The sequence below is a fragment of the Streptomyces sp. NPDC050534 genome (genome assembly GCF_044457745.1).
GTDB lineage: Bacteria > Actinomycetota > Actinomycetes > Streptomycetales > Streptomycetaceae > Streptomyces.
Genome location: NZ_JBITHF010000001.1, coordinates 1180124 through 1197934, shown reverse-complemented (window position 1 = coordinate 1197934; position 17811 = coordinate 1180124). Strand labels below are relative to the sequence as shown.

Here is a 17811-nt window from a genome sequence, read left to right as displayed (position 1 = left end):
AGCGATCCAGGGCATGCGAGAGGCGTTGGATGCACACCGCCTGGAGCCGCAGAGAGGGATGGACACCGTGACACGACCCAGGATCCTGGTGGTAGGCGCGGGCTTCGCCGGCGTGGAATGCGTACGCCGGCTGGAGCGGAAACTCGCGCCCGACGAGGCGGACGTCACCTTGGTGACGCCGTTCTCCTACCAGCTCTACCTGCCGCTGCTGCCACAGGTCGCCTCCGGCGTGCTGACCCCCCAGTCGGTCGCCGTCTCCTTGCGACGCAGCAAGAAGTACCGCACCCGGATCATTCCGGGCGGGGCGATCGGCGTCGACCTGAAGTCCAAGGTCTGCGTGATCCGCACGATCACCGACCGGATCGTCAACGAGCGCTACGACTACATCGTGCTCGCCCCCGGCAGCATCACCCGCACCTTCGACATCCCCGGGCTGACCGAGCACGCGTACGGGATGAAGACCCTTGCCGAGGCCGCCTACATCCGCGACCACGTCATCTCCCAGCTCGATCTGGCCGACGCCAGCGACGACCCGGCGGAGCGCGCCTCGCGCCTGCAGTTCGTGGTGGTCGGCGGCGGGTACGCCGGCACCGAGACGGCCGCGTGCCTGCAGCGGCTGACACACGGCGCGGTCAAGCGCTACCCGCGCATCGACCCGGGTCTGATCAAGTGGCACCTCATCGACATCGCCCCGAAGCTGATGCCGGAGCTGGGCGACAAGCTCGGCCGCAGCGCGCAGGAGATCCTGCGCCGGCGCGGCATCGAGGTCTCCCTCGGCGTCTCCATCGCGAAGGCGGGCCCGGAGGAGGTCACCTTCACCGACGGCCGCGTGGTGCCCACCCGCACCCTGATCTGGACCGCCGGTGTCGTCGCCAGCCCGCTCATCGGCACGCTCGGCGCGGAGACCGTGCGGGGCCGGCTCGCGGTGAACGCCGAGATGTGCCTGCCGGGCCACGACGGCGTCTTCGCCCTCGGCGACGCCGCGGCCGTGCCGGACGAGGCCAAGGGCGGCGAGGGCGCCGTCTGCCCGCCCACGGCCCAGCACGCGATGCGACAGGGCAGGCACGTCGCCGACAACGTCGTGGCGACGCTGCGGAACAAGCCGGTGACGCCGTACGAGCACAAGGACCTCGGTCTCGTGGTCGACCTCGGCGGCACGGACGCCGTATCCAAGCCGCTCGGCATCGAACTGCACGGACTCCCCGCCCAGTTCGCCGCCCGCGGCTACCACTGGTGGGCGCTGCGCACCAACGTCGCCAAGGTCCGCGTCGCGACGAACTGGACGCTCAACGCGATCGCCGGCGACGACTTCGTGCGCACCGGCTTCCAGGCCCGCAAACCCGCCCGGCTGAAAGACTTCGAGTTCACCGACGCCTACATGACGCCGGAACAGGTGCGGGCCCATGTCGAGGGGACGGAACGCAAGGAAGTCTGAGCCGGTGCGCACGCTCCGGAGGCGTCATGCGATCCTGAGAGCCTGATCATGACGTGAAGCGGGAGTGAGTACGGCAGCGTGAGGGCAGCGGGTGGGTCGGTCCGGGCTCGGCTGAGCGATCTCGTCGCGGCGTCCGATCCCGGGTTGCTGCGGCTGGCCGCGGGCCTGAGAACGGTCAGCTCCATCGCCCTCACGCTGCTGGTGCTCTCCCTGTTCGACGCGGACGTACGGCTGCTGGTGGCGGGTGCCATCGCGGCCATGGTCTCCACCTTCGCCATCCGCGAGAAGCAGCGCGCCCAGCAGGCCATCACGCTGGCACTGGGCCTTCTGGTGGCGCTGGCCTCCGTGTCGCTGGCCGCGGTGCTGCACTCCCGGGTGGTGGGCGGCGACCTGTTCTTCGTCGTCCTCATCTTCTGCGCCGTCTACGTCCGCCGCTTCGGCGACCGGGGCACCGCACTCGGGTTGATCGGCTTCCAGATCTACTTCATGGCCCTGTTCGTCGGCGCCGACGTGTCGGAGCTGCCGACACTGTGCGGAGTCGTCGCCGCCGCCTTCGCCTCCAGTGCCGTGGTGCGTTTCGCGATCGTGTACGAGACGCCTGCGGGCATCCTGGAGCGGCTGCGCGAGGCCTTCCGCGCGCGGCTGGCGCAGCTGGTGACGGCACAGCTCGATCTGCTCGACGCCGGGCCGGACGAGATGGACAAGGCGCTTGAGGACGTACGGGACGGGACCGCGCGCCTGCACGAGACGGCCATGATGATCCAGGGCCGGCTGGACGAGGGAACCGCCGACGGGGCCACGGCACGGCTGGTGCAGCGCCGCATCGCGGACGCCGAGATCGCCGCCCAGCGCCTGGGCCTGCTCCTGCTGAACGCCCGTAGCGCAGAGCGCGCGAATACGCTCACCCTGCATCTGCCGGGCGCGCTCGTCCCGCCGGGCGGCCAGCTGCCCGTACCGGACGAGGCGACCGCCACCCTGCGCCGCGATCTGGAGGCGCTGCGCCTGCTGGTGCTGCGGCCCGTCTCGGCGGATACCGGGACCGGCCTGGCCCAGGTGCGCAACCGGTTGCTCGGTTACCGGGACGAGGAGAACCTGCCGAAGGCCACTCCCGCCGTCCAGGACGTCTTCCGCGGCATCGGTGAGGCGGCCCGCGCGGTGCTGGGGCTGCGGATCGCGCTCGGTGCGGCGCCGGACGACGCGGACGACAGCCCGTCGACGGCCCGCTCGCGCGAGGAGCTGGACGCCGAGGACGCGGCGATCGACGCGGGCGAGGAGGCCGCCGAGAAGCCGCAGTCGGGGCTGGAGCGGCCCACCACCCGCGCCGCCGTGCAGGTCGCGGTGGGATCGTCGCTGGCCATCATCGGCGGCGAGTTCCTCTCCAGCCAGCGCTGGTACTGGGCGGTGCTGACCTGCTGGATCGTCTTCATCAACACCGCCTCGACCGGCGAGATCCTGGTCAAGGGCTACCGGCGGCTGCTGGGCACAGTGCTCGGTGTGGTGGCCGGTCTGCTGCTCGCGGGCCTGGTCGGGCACCACACGTGGACGGCGTTCGCACTGGTCCTGCTGTGCGTGTTCGCGATGTTCTACACGGCCCCGCTGTCGTACACGCTGATGTCGTTCTTCGTCACCGCCGCTCTGGGCGTGCTCTACACGCTGCTGCACACCTACAGCCTGTCGGTGCTGGTGCTGCGCGTGGAGGAGACGGCGCTCGGCGCGGCCTGCGGGATCATCGCGGCGGCGTTCGTGCTGCCGGTGCAGACGGACAGCCGCACGAACGAACTCCTCGTCACCGTGCTGGACCGGCTCTCCGACGTCACCGATGCAGCCGTCGACCAGCTCAGCGGCGGCGAGCCGGCCGACCTGCTCGACAAGGCGCGTGACCTGGACCAGGCGCTGGCCGATCTGCGGGCGGCCACCCAGCCGCTGACCCACCCCGTCACCCCGATGCGGACGCGGCGCAACACCGCGCGCTACGTCGTCGCGCTCCTGGAGACCTGCGCGTACCACGCGCGCTCGCTGGCCGCGATGGCCGAGCTCCTGCCCACGCATCCCTCGATCGCCGCCGACCCGCGGCTGCGGCGGGCCGGACAACGCCTCCTGCGCAACATCGAGACCATCGCGGCGCGCGTCACGGACGAGCGGGCCGCCGCCGAGGTCCAGACGGGTGCGAGCATCGCCGCGCTCCTGGAGACCGACCGGCCCGGCAGCTCACGCTACGGCCGCATCACCGACCGGGTGCTCAGACATCTGCAGCGCCTGGACGAGGCAGTGGTGGGCCTCGCCCGGCCGCTGAAGGTGCCGGTGGCGCAGCCGAAGCGGTGAGCGCCCTCAGAAATCGGTGGGCAGACCGCTCGCCTCGGCGATGCCCCGCAGTTCCTCGTCCTGGCGATGTCGTTCCCGGATGTAGTCGGCGATCTCGCCCAGACGCTCCGGGTCGGAGGCGGTGTCGGCGTCGGTGATCACCCTGACCGGACCACTCCCCTCGAGGTCGATCTCGACGACCTCGTTGTCGAGGCGGCCGGTGACGGCGGCCGCGATGACCAGCGCGGCCTCGTCGCGGACCTCCTGGGACAGGCCCTCCTCGTTCTCCCCGTCCAGTGCGAAGTCGACGGCGGGCAGACGGTGTTCTTCCAGCGCTCGCAGGACCGGTTCGACCACGTCGAGCAGTTGCCTGTAGTCCTCCGTGTCCATCCGGGCGCGCAGAAGACCGAGGTAGAGGTCGACGGGCCGGTGCTCCGGTGGAAACTCGGATTCGCTCATCCGGACCGTGTTCCCCGTCTTGCTCAGATCACCCGTCTTGCTCAGATCAGACGCGGCGCCACCGGGCCAGGGCGATCGAGAAGATCCCGAACAGGACGAGACCGGCCGCGACGCAGACCAGCAGCCACGGGCCGAGCGGGGTGTGGGCGAAGGAGCGCAGGGTGTCGTCCATGCCTTTGGCGCGGTCGGGCTGGTAGTCGACCGCGGCGCGCACGGCGAAGGCACCCGCCGCGATGAACACCAGGCCGCGCGCCACGCCGCCGCCGACGCCGGTGATGTCCACCAGACGCCGCGACCACGGCGACATCTTGCCCAGCTTGAGTTCGTCGTGGAACTTGCGCCGTACGGCCTGGACGGCGATCCACACGCCCGCCACGACGACGCCGGCGGCGACCGCGCCGACGAGCCACTGCCCGGCGGGCAGGCCCATGGCCTTCGCCGTGACGTCGCGGGACTGCTTGTCGCTCGATCCGCCGCCGCTGTGGGGGCCGACCGCGAAGCTCAGCACGGAGTAGGCGACACCGGCGTAGAAGACGCACCGGGCCGCCGCCTGCAGCCGCTTGCGCGCCTTACGGCCGTCCCGTCCGGCCGAGCCGAAGACGGCCTCCGACAGGCGCCACAATGCCATGCCGACGAGTCCCACGCCGAGCGCCCACAGCAGGACGACACCGAAAGGCTTGCCCGCGAGTGTCTCGAGGGCGCCGCCTCGGTCGGCCTGGCGGCTGGTGTCGCCGAAGGCGACCTGCAGGGCGAGTACGCCGACCAGCATGTAGATCGCGCCGCGTGCGGCGAGGCCCGCCCGGGCGGCGCCCTCGGTCACCTGACCGCGCGCCGCTCTCTCGGCCCCCATCCGGCCCGACCGCGCCATGACATTCGCGTTCATCAGATCCTCCCCAAGGTCGTACGGCCCGGTCTCCACCGAGCCGTACGACGCGCTGTCGTTGCCTGCGCAACCTTGTGCCCCGCATCCGGCGGCCGACTCCGTGTGGACGGTCCAGCGCTTCGGGCACGACCACGCTGTCGTGCGCCGCGAGCCACCGGCCGCCGGTTCCCACGCACAGGCCGGACGGGGTCGTCAGCGGGACGTCATGGAACTCCGATCTCGGTCGCGGCCGGACGGACGGCGGGTGCGCCTGTCGCCTCCGGCCCGGCCAGGGAGGTCGCGGCGAGCATCCGGCGCGCCGCCTGCAGGGCGTGTCTCACATCGCGCGTGCCGGTCGACACGCACAGCGTGTAGGCCAGGTCCTGCGCCCGCGTGCTCGCACAGCCCCCGCCCGTCCCGGCGTCCTCGGCCACCACCGCCTCGTACTCCTCGACGAGTCTGTGCAGCACGGCGGGATGAGGTATCAGCATCCTCTGTCACTCCTCGTCGGCTCGTGGGGGCTCACGCCTTGGTGTTCCGGCGGCGGGTGTTCCGCTGCCCCATCGCCTCCGCGCGCACCCGGGCGCAGCTGCGGCTGATGAGACGGGAGACATGCATCTGGGAGATGCCGAGTTCGTCGGCGATCCGGCTCTGGGTCATGTCCTCGAAGTAGCGCATGTAGAGAATGGCGCGCTCGCGCTCGGGCAGGTGGCGCAGGCCCTCCTTGGCGGACTCGCGGTCGATCACGACGTCGAACGAGGAGTCGGACGAGCCGAGGGTGTCCGCGAGGCTGTAGCCGTCCTCGTCGCCCGAGAGTTCGGCGTCCAGGGACAGGGTGCTGAAGCTCTCGAGGGCCTCCAGGCCGGTGTTCACCTCGTCCTCGGTGAGTCCGGTGTGAGCGGCGATGTCGGCGGCGGTGGGTTCGGGGGTGCCCGGTGTCTGGATGAGGTCACGGCGGGCCACGCGGACCTTGTTGCGCAGTTCCTGCACCCGGCGGGGCACCCTGAGCGCCCACATCCGGTCCCGGAAGTGGCGCTTGACCTCGCCGGTGATGGTGGGGACGGCGTAGCTCTCGAAGGCGCCACGCTCGGGGTCGAACCGGTCGATCGCCTTCACCAGGCCCAGCGCCGCGACCTGGCGGAGGTCCTCGACGGACTCTCCGCGGTCGCGGAACCGGCCGGCGATCCGGTGGGCCATGGGCAGCCAGGCCGTGACGAGTTCGTCGCGCACCGCCTCGCGCTCCGGGCCGTCCTCCAGGACGGCGAGGCGGGCGAAGAGACGGGCCGTGTCGGGGGCGTCGTCGTGCCGCCGCCCCGAGGGGGCGGCCGTACGGGTTTGCTGCGTGCCGGTCGTGCTTGCCGACGTGTCGATGAGCATGCGGGATCGCTCCTGAACGAGGGTTTCAGGGACATACCGCGGGGTGGCCGACGCCCGGACCGACGAAGAGGGCCCGGGGAGTCATACCGCTCCCGCTGGGGCGCCTCCGGTCCGAAGCACGAACCTCCGTATGCCCGGACCCTGCCGGGTCAAACACGAGCGACCCACGAGGAGAAAAAGGGATTTCAGCTGAAAGGGACCACAGCGGTGATGCACTTGCCGCCCGCGGGCAGCTCGGCCACGTGGACATCGCGGGCCAGCCGGCACACGATGGGCCAGCCGTGACCGCCGACGCGCTGGCGTCGTCGAAGGTCCGTGGCGTTCCTCGCCACGGGCAGCCGGTCACTGCGGTCGCACACCGAGACGCTCACGTTCGCGTCGACGACGTCGACGCGGAAATCCGTGACGCCGCCGCCGTGCAGGATCGCGTTGGTCATCAGCTCCGAGACCACGAGCAGAGCGTCCCCGAGAGCCACCGGATCGCAGGGAGTGTGCGTGGTACGGCAGCGTTCGGTGACCGCTCGCTCGACGGCCAGCCGCGCGTCGGCGGGGTTGCACGACCGTGACGGGGCGGTCCGCTGCGCCCCCGGTCGCTCGTGGACGGTTGGGGTCCTGAGCTCCTCGCACATCGCCTGGCTCCCTGCTCGGTGAAGCTCCGGCCTCCGCGTGGGGGAGGGAAGCCGAATCGGTCACACCCGCGGCCGCCGTGTCCGGGCCAAGCCTCGCCGACACGGTCACCCCCGCCCGTTTCGCAGCGATTCCGCCGTCCGCCGCGTGAGGGCCGCAGGTCTCTGTGTTACGGCTCACCTGCCCCGGCTCACCCAAACCTCCTGCCCGGATCCGGACACTCCGGCCATCTCACGGCGCAAGGCGGGTACGCGGAACGTATGACCGATGTCGTGGACTCAGACGAGTTGCTGAGGCGCATCCAGCGCGCACGGGCCTGCGCACAGCAGGAGGAGGAGACATGGCGGGAGCGGGGTGAGGGCCTGCGCGCGACCGATCCGGAGGCGGCACGCGAGGCCGGCGTACGGACACTCGCCTACGAAGTGGTCCTGAGGGTGCTGGACGAGATCCTGCACCCGGGAGAGCGCGCCGCACAGGGCTGACGGCCGGGCACCGCCGATCACCGGATACGGCCGGTTGACGTCCCGCGCCGACGGGAACCCGGGGGCGCATGGCTGTCGACCACAATGAAGCACCCGTGCTGGAAGCCCTCGTCGAGTACCACCGCCGCGGGCGGCTGGGGTTCACGCCGCCGGGCCACAAGCAGGCACGCGGCGCCGATCCCGCCGTGCGCGAGGTGCTGGGTGACGCCGTCTTCCTCGGTGACGTACTGGCGTCGGGCGGACTGGACGACCGGCTCACCCGGGGAGAGGTCCTGGACCGTGCCGAGCGGCTGCTGGCGGATGCCGTGCACGCCGACCACACGTTCTTCACCACGTGCGGCAGCTCCCTGTCCGTCAAGGCGGCCATGCTCTCCGTCGCCGGACCGCACGAGAAGCTGCTGATCGGCAGGGACGCGCACAAGTCGGTCGTCTCCGGCCTGGTCCTGTCCGGCATCGAGCCCGTCTGGGTGGAGCCGCGCTGGGACCCGCAGCGCCATCTCGCGCATCCGCCGTCCGCCGACGCCTACGAGTCCGCCTTCGCCGCTCATCCCGACGCCAGGGGCGCGCTGGTCACCAGTCCGACGCCGTACGGCGCCTGCGCCGACCTGCGGGCGATCGCCGACGTCTGCCACCGGCGCTCCGTCCCGCTGATCGTGGACGAGGCGTGGGGTGCCCATCTGCCGTTCCACCCCGACCTGCCGTCGTGGGCGATGGACGCGGGCGCCGACATCTGCGTGACCAGCATCCACAAGATGGGCAGCGGGCTGGAGCAGGGATCCGTCTTCCATCTCCAGGGCGGCCTCGTCGCGCCGGAGCTGCTGAAGATGCGGGCGGACCTGCTGGGCACCACCAGTCCCTCGGTGCTGATCTACGCCGGACTCGACGGCTGGCGCCGCCAGATGGCCCTGCGCGGGCGGGAACTCATGGGCCGTGCGCTGGATCTCGCCGCCGAGGTCCGGGCCGCGATCGAGGAGATCGACGGGATGCACGTCAACGACCGGGCCGACTTCTGCGGCCCGGACCTGGCCGACGACTTCGACCCGCTGCCCGGCGTCATCGACATCGACGGGCTCGGCGTCACGGGGTTCCGGGCCGCGGACTGGCTGCGCGACCAGCGGGCGCTGGACGCCCATGTGGTCGACCACCGCCGCATCGGCGCGCAGATCACGCACGCCGACGACCGGGAGACGACCGGGGAACTGCTCGCCGCGCTGAAGGACCTGGCCCGCGCGGCACCGGGGCTCGGATCGGGTCCGCGGGTCGACGTGCCGTCGCCGGCCGAACTGCGCATGGAGCAGGCCGAGCTGCCCAGGGACGCCTTCTTCGGCCCCGCCGCCTCCGTGCCGACCGAGAAGGCCGCCGGCCGGATCGCGGCGGAGATGATCACGCCGTACCCGCCCGGCATCCCGGCCGTCCTGCCCGGCGAGCGGCTCACCGAGCCCGTGCTGCGGTATCTGCGCACCGGCCTGGAAGCGGGGATGAACCTGCCCGACGCAAGCGATCCCGAGTTCGGCACGATCAGGGTGGCCGCGTCCGGCAAGGAGGCCGCGAAGTGAATCAGGTCACTTGACCCGCTTCCGATTGCGCGAAACGGCCGCCGATGGTTTAGCGTTCATGCATACGTGGTGACGGAGTCGACCGTACCGTCCTCCGCCGCCACCGCTTACGGCCCTGGCTGGTCTCCCCCGTCCAGCCAGGGCTTTTTCATGTCCGCGGACTTTTTGCGGGAACTGCCGTACGCCAAGGTGCTCAGGGCGGCCGCAGCGGCTGAAATGGGCGTAGGGAAAGCAGCGCATCCGAACCTCGGCGAGGAGCCCCGCGTCATGACCAAAGCGACGAAACTGCTGACCGCCCTGCCCCCTCCACAGCGCCAGAGCCTGATGACGTTGGCGCGGGAGGTCTCCTTCCCGGAGGACACCCGGATCTTCGAGGCGGGCGGCCGGGCCGACCGCTTCTGGGTCATCCGCTCCGGCGCGGTCACGCTCGATCAACGGGTCAACGCGCTGCAGCGGGTGACCGTGGCGAGCCTCGGCGCGGGCGATCTCCTCGGCTGGTCCTGGCTGTTCCCCCCGCACGAGTGGGACTTCGGCGCGGAGGCCTTCAGCCCGGTCCGCGCCTACGAGTTCGACGCGGCGGCGGTGCTGCGGCTGTGCGAGGAGGACACCCAGCTCGGCCTGTCCCTGGTACGCGGCGTCGCGGAGATCCTCGCGCACCGGCTGGAGACGACCCGCGGCAAGCTGATGGAGAACGCCGGCCGGGGACGGAGCGTTCTGTAGGAGCGTCAGATCCGGTATCGCCGCAACGCCGGAACCGCCACCGCCAGGGCCAGCATCACCGCGACCACCAGGACGCCGCCGCCCGCCACCGCCGCACCCGGACCGAAGGCGGAGCCGGCCGTGCCGTGCAGGACGTCCGCGAGACGCGGGCCGCCTGCGACGACGACGGTGAAAACGCCCTGCATACGGCCGCGCATCTCATCCGTGGCGGCGGAGAGCAGGATCGCGCCGCGGAAGACCATCGAGACCATGTCGGCGAGGCCGGCCAGGGCCAGGAACCCCGCCGCGATCCACAGGTTGCCGCTCAGGCCGAAGCCGGTGATCGCGACGCCCCAGGCGACGACCGCGCCGATCACCATCCAGCCGTGCCGGCGGGCCCGCGAGAAGGTGCCGGAGAACAGGCCGCCGAGGACCGCGCCGATGGGGATCGCCGCGAACAGCAGGCCGAGCGCGAACCCTTCGCCGTAGGCCCCATAGGTCTCGGCGGCGAGCTGCGGGAACAGGGCGCGCGGCATGCCGAAGACCATGGCAACGATGTCGGCGAGGAAGGACAGCAGCAGCACCTTGTGCATGGAGATGTAGCGGAAGCCCTCCACGATCTCGCGGACGCCGGCGCGGCGCTTGGCGCCGCCCGCGAGCGGCGACAGGGCGGGCAGCTTGTAGACGGCCCACACCGTGACGCACAGCGCGAGCGCGTCGATCAGGTACAGCTCCGGGAGACCGATGACCGGTATCAGCACGCCGGCGAGCAGCGGCCCGACGACCTGGCCTGTCTGCATGACCGTCGAGCCGAGGGCGTTCGCGGCGGGCAGTTGCCCCTCGGGCACGAGGCGGGCGATGGAGGCGGTGCGGGCGGGCGCGTTGAGACCCCAGAACGCCTGCTGCATCGCGAGCAGGACCATCAGCGCGGCCACCGACTCCAGGCCGGTGATCGCCTGGACCCAGAACAGCAGCGAGGTGACGGCGATGCCCGTGTTGGTGATCAGCAGCAGCTTGCGCCGGTCCATGCTGTCGGCGACCGCCCCGCCCCACAGCGCGAACACGATCAGCGGCACCAGCCCGGCGAGGCTCGCGGCACCGACCCACGCCGAGGAGCCCGTGATGTCGTAGATCTGCTTGGGTACGGCGACCGCGGTGAGCTGGCTGCCGACGGCCGTGACGATCGTCGAGGACCACAGCCGGCGGTAGGCCGGGATGCGCAGAGGCCGGGTGTCCATGGCCCAGCGGCGCCACCCGCTCCGTGGCGGGTCGGCCACGACGGGCTCTGGTGTCTGTGGTTCCGTGCTGCTCTCGCTGGTGTCCACGACCGTCCTGGTTGCTTGCTACATCTACAGAGTTCGGCGTCCACTATGGCAGCACCGCCCGGGAGCCCGGTACGTGCGTGGCCGGTTCCGGCAGCTCAGGCCCGGACGGCGAGCAGCGCGCCGAGCGTGATCATCGTCACGGCCACCAGCCCGTCCAGCACCCGCCAGGCCGCCGGCTTGGCCAGGAAGCGGCCCAGCGCCCGCCCGCCGAAGCCGAGCGCCGCGAACCAGCACAGGCTGGCGAGGGCGGCGCCGAGGCCGAACGTCCAGCGCAGCGAACCCCGGTGGGCGGCGATCGACCCGAGCAGGAACACGGTGTCGAGGTAGACGTGCGGATTGAGCCAGGTCAGCGCCAGGCACGTGAGCACGGCCCGCCTGCGCGAGCCCGCCGCCTCGCCCTCCGGGCGCAGGGCTGCGTCGCCCGGGCGCAGCACCCGGCGGGCGGCGAAGATGCCGTAACAGAACAGGAAGGCGCCGCCGATCCAGCCGACCGCGGTGAGCGCCTGCGGGTACGCGACCACCACCGCGCCGACCCCGCCGACGCCGAGGGCGATGAGCACGGCGTCGGACAGGGCGCAGATGCCGACCACCGCGAGGACCGCGTCGCGGCGGATGCCCTGGCGCAGGACGAAGGCGTTCTGGGCACCGATGGCGACGATCAGCGAGAGGCCGGTGCCGAAGCCGGCGGCGGCGGTGGTCAAGGCGGTTGTCATGCCATTGACGCTAAGCAAGCGGCCTTCTCACGTACAGCTAAAGATTCTTACGTATCCTTAGCCTTCGTGAAGTCTGAACTGACGGAGCTTCCCCTCGACCAGGTGCGGACGCTGCTCGCGGTGGTCGACGAGGGCACGTTCGACGCGGCGGCCGCGGCGCTGCACGTGACGCCGTCCGCGGTGAGCCAACGGGTCAAGGCGCTGGAGCAGCGCACCGGCCGGGTGCTGCTCCAGCGCACCAAGCCCGTACGGGCCACCGAGTCGGGCGAGGTCGTCGTGCGGTTCGCCCGCCAGCTGGCGCGGCTGGAGCGCGACGCGCGCGCCGAACTCGGCATGAGCGGTGCCGGGGAGCCGACCCGGGTGTCGGTCGCGGTGAACGCCGACTCCCTCGCCACCTGGTTCCTCCCGGCGCTCACGCGGGTCGGCCAGGATCCCCGGCTCTGTTTCGAGCTGCGCCGCGAGGACGAGACCCGCACCGCGAGCCTGCTGAGGGAGGGGCTCGTGATGGCCGCGGTCACCTCGTCGCCCGAGCCCGTCACGGGCTGCTCCGTACAGGCGCTGGGAAAGATGCGCTACGTCCCCGTCGCCCACCCCGACTTCGCTCGCGAGCATCTCGACGGACCGCTGCGAGAGGTCCTCGCCACGGCGCCGACCGTGAGTTTCGACCGCAGCGACGACCTCCAGGACGCCTTCGTGCGCCGGCTGCGGCACGACCGGGTCGGTGCCAGCCGGGAACGGCACTTCGTGCCGACCTCTGAGGGTTTCGCGGAGTCCGTCGCCGCGGGTCTGGGCTGGGGCCTGGTGCCCGAGGTGCAGGCCGAGCGCCTGCTGAACGCCGGCCGCCTCGTCCTCCTCTCACCGGACCTGACCCTGGACGTGCCCCTGTACTGGCAGCAGTGGAAGCTCGACTCGCCCGCGCTGGCCGTGGTGGCGAAGGCGGTGCTCAGGGCCGCGGCGGAGACGCTGACGTGATCTGAGGCGCAGTCCGGCGCGGCGCGGGCCGGCCCTTCAGCGCTGCGACTCCAGTTGGGTCGCAGCGCTGTCCAGCAGCATCTCGAGGGCCGTCGGATAGGCGCTTCGGATCATGCGGGCCGCCAGCAGGGGCGCCGCCTCGGCGATGCGGGGATGGGTGGCGCGGGGCAGCCGGGCGTAGGTGGAGCGCCACATGTCCTCGTCCGCGTGCAGCGCCGCGCTCGGCAGGGCCAGCGAGGCGGCGTCCAGGGCGGCGAAGGCCAGGGTCTGGTCGATGAACGCGTGGTAGATGCGGACCGTGTCCGGCAACGGGAAGCCGGCCGAGCGCAGCACCTCCAGGACGGCCTCGTCGGCGGCCAGCTCGTTGGCCCGGCCGGTGACCCGGCTCGTGGTCAGCACGGCCGCCTGCGGGTGGGCGACGTAGGCGGCGTGGATGCGCAGGCCGACGGAGCGCAGGTCCGTCCGCCACTCCCCCGTCGGGCGCCAGCCGTCGAGGGCCTGGCCGATGAGCGCGTCGCCGATGGCGAGGGTGAGGTCGTCCATGCCGCGGAAGTAGCGGTAGAGCGTGCTCGGATCGGCGTCCAGGGCGAGCCCGAGGCGGCGGGCGGTCAGGCCCGTGCTGCCGTGCTCGCGCAGCATGCGCAGCGCGGTCTCGACGATCAGGTCCTCCGACAGCACCGTGCCGCTCTTCGTGGGCCGGCGCCTGCGCCGCCTCTCCTCGGGCACCACCGCTTTCGGCACGACACGCCTCCCGCCTTGCGCCGACCTTATGCCAACGCCATTGACCTTACGTGACGCCGCCGCGTTGTATCTGCGGCGGGGCCCCTCGTCACCGATCCTCAGATCAGGGAGATCTGTCATGCGTGTACTGCTCGTGGGTGCCGGCGGTGTCGGCACCGCCATCACCCGGATCGCCGCCAGGCGGCCGTTCTTCGAGGCGATGGTGGTCGCCGACTACGACCCGGCACGCGCCGAGGCGGCCGTCGCGGCGCTCGACGACAACCGTTTCAGCGCCGAGCGCGTCGATGCGGGCGACGAGGCGGCGGTGCTGGGGCTGCTGCGCCGGCACGCGTGCGACGTGCTCCTGAACGCCACCGACCCACGCTTCGTGATGCCGCTGTTCCGCGCCGCCCGCAGCGCCGGCGCCACCTATCTCGACATGGCGATGTCGCTGTCCCACCCGCACCCCGAGCGGCCGTACGAGTCCTGCGGCGTCAAGCTCGGCGACGACCAGTTCGCACAGGCCGCGGAGTGGGAGAAGGCGGGGGCGCTGGCGCTGGTCGGCATGGGCGTCGAGCCGGGCCTGTCGGACGTCTTCGCCCGGTACGCCGCCGACGAACTCTTCGACGAGGTCGAGGAGATCGGCGTCCGCGACGGCGCGAACCTCACCGTCGACGGCTACGACTTCGCCCCGTCCTTCAGCATCTGGACCACCATCGAGGAGTGCCTGAACCCGCCGGTCGTCCACGAGGCCGGCCGCGGCTGGTTCACCACTGAGCCGTTCAGCGAGCCGGAGGTGTTCGACTTCCCGGAGGGCATCGGCCCCGTGGAGTGCGTGAACGTCGAGCACGAGGAGGTGCTGCTCATCCCGCGCTGGGTGAAGGCGGACCGGGTGACGTTCAAGTACGGCCTGGGACGCGAGTTCATCGAGACGCTCAAGACGTTGCATCTGCTGGGCCTGGACCGCACCGACCCGGTGACCGTGCCGAGCGCGGCGGGTCCGGTGCAGGTCTCGCCGCGGGACGTCGTGGCCGCGTGCCTGCCCGACCCTGCGACGCTGGGCGAGCGGATGCACGGCAAGACCTGTGCGGGCACCTGGGTGCGCGGCGTCAAGGACGGTGCGCCGCGCGAGGTGTACCTGTACCACGTGGTCGACAACCAGTGGTCGATGGCGGAGTACGGCAGCCAGGCCGTGGTGTGGCAGACCGCCGTCAACCCGGTCGTGGCCCTGGAACTCGTGGCCACCGGCGCCTGGTCGGGCTCGGGTGTGCTCGGCCCGGAGGCGTTCCCGGCCCGTCCGTTCCTCGATCTGCTGACCGCCTACGGCTCACCGTGGGGCATGCGCGAGCATTGACGGGCCCGGCCCGGTGACCTTCTCAGAACTCCGTTGTTTCACTCACGCATCGACAGGTGACCCGCAATCGAGTAAGCCATCCGCGAGGGCACGTACGATTTCGATCGCAGGTGACAATGATGGACGAATGGCGAGACCGGGCCGCGTGCCGCAGTGAGGACCCCGACCTCTTCTTCCCGATCGGCACCTCTGGCCCGTCCCTTTTGCAGACCGAGCAGGCGAAAACGGTGTGCCGGCGCTGCCCGGTGCGGGAGGAGTGTCTGCGCTGGGCGCTGGACACCGGGGAGTGCATGGGCGTCTGGGGCGGCACGAGTGAGATGGAACGGCGCGCGCTGCGGCGGAGGCAACGCGCGTCGGCACACAACTGACGCCCCGGACCCGGGAGCGAAGACTCAGCCCTCCGGTTCCGCGGCGCCCGGCATGCGCAGGGTGAACACGGCACCGGAGCCGGGTTCGCAGGCCGCGAGGGCGGTACCGCCGTGCGCGGCGATCAGATGACGGACGATCGGCAGGCCGAGCCCGCTGCCCCCGGTGCGGCGGCTGCGGGACTTCTCGGCCCGCCAGAACCGTTCGAAGACGTGCGGCAGATCCTCCGGCGCGATACCGCTCCCGGTGTCGGCCACCGTGAAGACGACCTCGTCGCCGTCGCGGCGGGCCGCCAGGGTGACGGTGCCGCCGGCGGGTGTGTGCCGCAGTGCGTTGGAGACCAGGTTGCCGAGCGCCTGGCGCATGCGCACCGGGTCGGCGTCCAGCCACGGTTTGCCGTCGTCCTCGGTGCGTACGGTGACGCCGGCCGTGTCGGCGGCGACGCGGTGGGCGGCGGCGACCTGGTCCAGCAGGTCCTCCGCGCGCACCGGCTCACGGCGCAGATGCAGGGTGCCGGCGTCGGCGGCCGCCAGGTCCTGGAGATCGTCTATGACGCGCTGGAGCACCAGCGCCTCCTCGTGCAGCGAGGCGAGCAGCGCGGCATCCGGTTCGACGACGCCGTCCCGGGTGACCTCCAGCCAGCCGCGGATGTTGGTGAGCGGGCTGCGCAGCTCGTGCGCGATGTCGCTGACCATGGCCTTACGCTGGGACTCCAGGCGTTCGCGCCGCTCGGTCAGGTCGTTGAACGCCTCGGCCAGGATGCCGGTCTCGTCCCGTGTGGTCACCGGCACCCGTACGTGCATGTCGGGCGGTTGCTGGGCCGCCTCGGTCAGCGCCCGCAGGGGCCGTACGAGCCGGGTGGCGACGACCGCCGTCACCACGACGGTCACGGCGAGCACGAGGCCCGCGGCGCCGACGATCTTCGCCTTGTTGGCCGGGGACATGTCGAAGCGGGGCGGGGCGGTCTCGTCGTCTCCGAGGTAGAGCTCGGCCACGGGGGCGACGTAGGGGTCGAGTTGGGCGCGCAGGGCGTCGTCGGCGCAGCTCTGCGCGGTCTTCATCGCCGAGGCGTCGCCCATCTTGGCGTACTTGCCGATGACGTACCGGCTGGAGGAGACCGTCCCGTTGGGGTTGAGCATGAGGTACAGCGGTCCGTCGGAGCCGAGGCCGTGGCGCTCCAGGCAGCCGCGGGCACCCGTGGTGAGCGCGTCGAGGGCCTTGGTCTCGGTGCGGGTGGGGGTGCCGAGCAGCCCGTAGCCGCAGTCCTCGGCCAGGTAGTCGCCGGCGGTGGTGCCGTCCGGGTTGAGGATGACGGGGCGGCCGCTCGGAAGGGTCTCGATCCTCGTGTCGATGCTGAACCGGGAGTAGCAGGACCGCTGTTTCTCGGCGATCGCCTCCAGCCTGCCGCGTTCGCCCGAGGTGAGCCGGTACGGGCCGACCGCGCGCGGGTCGATGCCGGTGAGCTGCGCGCCGGACTCGCTGTAGGTGTCGCTGTGCAGGGGGTCGACGGTCGCGGCCGCGCCGAGCGGGAGGGCGGTGCCCTTGCGGGCGGAGTCGGCGATCGGTGTGCGGTCGGTGGTCGTCAGCGCGATGCGCCGGCCGGTCTGCGCGGCCAGCGTGCGCACGAGGGACTGGACGCCGTTCCACCGGGGATGGGTGGCGGCATAGCCGCTGAGTTCGGCGAGGATCTTCATGTCGTCGGCGAGGTCCTGCCCCTGTTCCTCGCGCAGGGCGCGGGTGGTGGTCTCCACCGCCAGCCAGGCCGTCGCCGCCACGGAGCACACCGCGATCAGGACCGTCGCGATCAGCAGCCGCACCAACAGCCGCTTGCGCAGGGGGATACGGCGCTTCACGGACGGCCGCCGCTGAGCTTGTAGCCGACGCCGAACACCGTCAGCAGCCGCGCCGGGCGCCGCGGGTCGGCCTCGATCTTGCGGCGCAGGTTCATGATGTGCACGTCGACGGCGCGCTCGGTGGAGGCGCGGTCGAAGCCGCGGGTGCACTGCAGCAACTGCCGCCGGGAGAAGACCCGTTCGGGCTCAGCGGCCATGGCCAGCAGGATCTGGAACTCGGCCGGCGTGCACTCCACCGGGGCGCCGTCGCAGCGCACCTCGTGCCGCTCCGGGTCGACGGCCAGCCCGGCCGCCCGTACGACCGGGTCCTCCCGTACGCCGACGGCCCGGCCGCTGCGCCGCAGCACCGTGCGGATGCGGGCCATCAGCTCGCGCGGACTGTACGGCTTGGTCATGTAGTCGTCGGCGCCCAGCTCCAGACCGAGCAGGACGTCTTCCTCGTCGGAGCGCGCGGTCAGCATCAGCACCGGGATGTCGCCGTCGGGCCGGTCGGCGCCGCGCAGGACCCGGCAGACCCCGAACCCGTCGACGAGGGGCAGCATCAGGTCGAGGACCACGAGGTCGGGTCTCAGCCTGCGGGCCGCGTCCAGCGCGGCCGCCCCGTCGTGGACCACCGTGGCCGTGTGTCCCTCCGCCAGCAGCGAGCGGCGTATGAGTTCGGCCTGCATCTCGTCGTCCTCGGCGACCAGCACATGTGCGCACACGCGGCG

18 protein-coding genes are annotated in these 17811 nt (G+C 71.8%); 8 read left to right on the top strand and 10 right to left on the bottom strand.

The features are described from left to right. Positions 1–58: 58 nt before the first annotated feature. On the top strand, positions 59–1435 hold the full coding sequence (locus tag ACIBN2_RS05565) for an NAD(P)/FAD-dependent oxidoreductase (protein ID WP_399132834.1): 1377 nt from the start codon (positions 59–61) through the stop codon (positions 1433–1435). A gap of 78 nt (positions 1436–1513) precedes the next feature. Beyond that, complete coding sequence (locus tag ACIBN2_RS05560) at positions 1514–3757, top strand: FUSC family protein (RefSeq protein ID WP_399132833.1); 2244 nt, start codon at positions 1514–1516, stop codon at positions 3755–3757. A gap of 6 nt (positions 3758–3763) precedes the next feature. Here the strand turns inward: ACIBN2_RS05560 and ACIBN2_RS05555 are convergent, their stop codons facing one another. The 5 genes from ACIBN2_RS05555 to ACIBN2_RS05535 all read right to left on the bottom strand — a co-directional run bounded on the left by ACIBN2_RS05555 (position 3764) and on the right by ACIBN2_RS05535 (position 7063). Further along, positions 3764–4195, bottom strand: a complete 432-nt coding sequence (locus tag ACIBN2_RS05555) for a hypothetical protein (protein ID WP_399132832.1) — start codon at positions 4193–4195, stop codon at positions 3764–3766. 46 nt (positions 4196–4241) lie between these two features. Continuing rightward, positions 4242–5078 (bottom strand): DUF1206 domain-containing protein, encoded by an 837-nt coding sequence (locus ACIBN2_RS05550; protein WP_399132831.1) that lies wholly within the window; start codon positions 5076–5078, stop codon positions 4242–4244. A 203-nt stretch (positions 5079–5281) separates the two neighbouring features. Further along, the gene (locus tag ACIBN2_RS05545) at positions 5282–5548 is read right to left on the bottom strand and encodes a DUF5133 domain-containing protein (RefSeq protein WP_399132830.1); all 267 of its coding nucleotides are present in this window, start codon (positions 5546–5548) and stop codon (positions 5282–5284) included. Positions 5549–5579: 31 nt separating this feature from the next. Next, positions 5580–6434, bottom strand: a complete 855-nt coding sequence (locus ACIBN2_RS05540) for a SigB/SigF/SigG family RNA polymerase sigma factor (RefSeq protein WP_399132829.1) — start codon at positions 6432–6434, stop codon at positions 5580–5582. 185 nt (positions 6435–6619) lie between these two features. Further along, complete coding sequence (locus ACIBN2_RS05535; protein ID WP_399132828.1) at positions 6620–7063, bottom strand: ATP-binding protein; 444 nt, start codon at positions 7061–7063, stop codon at positions 6620–6622. 258 nt (positions 7064–7321) lie between these two features. On the opposite strand from ACIBN2_RS05535, the gene ACIBN2_RS05530 reads away from it, so the two are divergent. From ACIBN2_RS05530 to ACIBN2_RS05520, 3 genes are all read left to right on the top strand, one after another. Next, positions 7322–7543 (top strand): hypothetical protein, encoded by a 222-nt coding sequence (locus ACIBN2_RS05530; RefSeq protein WP_399132827.1) that lies wholly within the window; start codon positions 7322–7324, stop codon positions 7541–7543. A 68-nt stretch (positions 7544–7611) separates the two neighbouring features. Continuing rightward, positions 7612–9099, top strand: coding sequence for an aminotransferase class I/II-fold pyridoxal phosphate-dependent enzyme (locus tag ACIBN2_RS05525; protein WP_399132826.1), 1488 nt, complete (start codon positions 7612–7614; stop codon positions 9097–9099). 267 nt (positions 9100–9366) lie between these two features. After that, positions 9367–9819, top strand: coding sequence for a cyclic nucleotide-binding domain-containing protein (locus ACIBN2_RS05520; RefSeq protein WP_399132825.1), 453 nt, complete (start codon positions 9367–9369; stop codon positions 9817–9819). A gap of 5 nt (positions 9820–9824) precedes the next feature. On the opposite strand, the gene ACIBN2_RS05515 is transcribed toward ACIBN2_RS05520, so the two are convergent. Together ACIBN2_RS05515 and ACIBN2_RS05510 are read right to left on the bottom strand one after the other, a co-directional pair. Beyond that, complete coding sequence (locus tag ACIBN2_RS05515; RefSeq protein ID WP_399132824.1) at positions 9825–11123, bottom strand: MFS transporter; 1299 nt, start codon at positions 11121–11123, stop codon at positions 9825–9827. A gap of 95 nt (positions 11124–11218) precedes the next feature. After that, on the bottom strand, positions 11219–11836 hold the full coding sequence (locus ACIBN2_RS05510; protein ID WP_399132823.1) for a LysE/ArgO family amino acid transporter: 618 nt from the start codon (positions 11834–11836) through the stop codon (positions 11219–11221). Positions 11837–11902: 66 nt separating this feature from the next. Between ACIBN2_RS05510 and ACIBN2_RS05505 the strand changes: the two genes are divergently transcribed. Continuing rightward, a complete protein-coding gene (locus ACIBN2_RS05505; RefSeq protein WP_399132822.1) occupies positions 11903–12808 on the top strand; it encodes a LysR family transcriptional regulator ArgP in 906 nt (301 codons plus the stop codon). A 36-nt stretch (positions 12809–12844) separates the two neighbouring features. Here the strand turns inward: ACIBN2_RS05505 and ACIBN2_RS05500 are convergent, their stop codons facing one another. Further along, positions 12845–13549, bottom strand: coding sequence for a TetR/AcrR family transcriptional regulator (locus tag ACIBN2_RS05500; protein ID WP_399132821.1), 705 nt, complete (start codon positions 13547–13549; stop codon positions 12845–12847). 118 nt (positions 13550–13667) lie between these two features. On the opposite strand from ACIBN2_RS05500, the gene ACIBN2_RS05495 reads away from it, so the two are divergent. Together ACIBN2_RS05495 and ACIBN2_RS05490 are read left to right on the top strand one after the other, a co-directional pair. Next, entirely contained in the window at positions 13668–14882 is a 1215-nt protein-coding gene (locus ACIBN2_RS05495; protein WP_399132820.1) for a saccharopine dehydrogenase family protein, read from the top strand. 119 nt (positions 14883–15001) lie between these two features. Continuing rightward, positions 15002–15250: a WhiB family transcriptional regulator gene (locus ACIBN2_RS05490; RefSeq protein ID WP_399132819.1), complete on the top strand. Its 249-nt coding sequence runs from the start codon at positions 15002–15004 to the stop codon at positions 15248–15250. A gap of 24 nt (positions 15251–15274) precedes the next feature. Here ACIBN2_RS05490 and ACIBN2_RS05485 read toward each other — a convergent pair whose 3' ends face one another. Next, on the bottom strand, positions 15275–17101 hold the full coding sequence (locus ACIBN2_RS05485; protein WP_399132818.1) for a sensor histidine kinase: 1827 nt from the start codon (positions 17099–17101) through the stop codon (positions 15275–15277). Further along, on the bottom strand, positions 17098–17805 hold the full coding sequence (locus ACIBN2_RS05480; protein ID WP_399132817.1) for a response regulator transcription factor: 708 nt from the start codon (positions 17803–17805) through the stop codon (positions 17098–17100). The genes ACIBN2_RS05485 and ACIBN2_RS05480 overlap by 4 nt, the downstream gene beginning before the upstream one ends. Between the last annotated feature and the right edge of the window lie 6 nt (positions 17806–17811).

What these genes read in the sequence shown, in the direction of transcription:
- ACIBN2_RS05565 (WP_399132834.1), top strand. Translation starts at nt 59, where the DNA reads ATGGACACCGTGACACGACCCAGGATCCTGGTGGTAGGCGCGGGCTTC.
- ACIBN2_RS05555 (WP_399132832.1), bottom strand. Translation starts at nt 4,195, where the DNA reads ATGAGCGAATCCGAGTTTCCACCGGAGCACCGGCCCGTCGACCTCTAC.
- ACIBN2_RS05550 (WP_399132831.1), bottom strand. Translation starts at nt 5,078, where the DNA reads ATGAACGCGAATGTCATGGCGCGGTCGGGCCGGATGGGGGCCGAGAGA.
- ACIBN2_RS05545 (WP_399132830.1), bottom strand. Translation starts at nt 5,548, where the DNA reads ATGCTGATACCTCATCCCGCCGTGCTGCACAGACTCGTCGAGGAGTAC.
- ACIBN2_RS05540 (WP_399132829.1), bottom strand. Translation starts at nt 6,434, where the DNA reads ATGCTCATCGACACGTCGGCAAGCACGACCGGCACGCAGCAAACCCGT.
- ACIBN2_RS05535 (WP_399132828.1), bottom strand. Translation starts at nt 7,063, where the DNA reads ATGTGCGAGGAGCTCAGGACCCCAACCGTCCACGAGCGACCGGGGGCG.
- ACIBN2_RS05530 (WP_399132827.1), top strand. Translation starts at nt 7,322, where the DNA reads ATGACCGATGTCGTGGACTCAGACGAGTTGCTGAGGCGCATCCAGCGC.
- ACIBN2_RS05525 (WP_399132826.1), top strand. Translation starts at nt 7,612, where the DNA reads ATGGCTGTCGACCACAATGAAGCACCCGTGCTGGAAGCCCTCGTCGAG.
- ACIBN2_RS05520 (WP_399132825.1), top strand. Translation starts at nt 9,367, where the DNA reads ATGACCAAAGCGACGAAACTGCTGACCGCCCTGCCCCCTCCACAGCGC.
- ACIBN2_RS05510 (WP_399132823.1), bottom strand. Translation starts at nt 11,836, where the DNA reads ATGACAACCGCCTTGACCACCGCCGCCGCCGGCTTCGGCACCGGCCTC.
- ACIBN2_RS05495 (WP_399132820.1), top strand. Translation starts at nt 13,668, where the DNA reads ATGCGTGTACTGCTCGTGGGTGCCGGCGGTGTCGGCACCGCCATCACC.
- ACIBN2_RS05490 (WP_399132819.1), top strand. Translation starts at nt 15,002, where the DNA reads ATGGACGAATGGCGAGACCGGGCCGCGTGCCGCAGTGAGGACCCCGAC.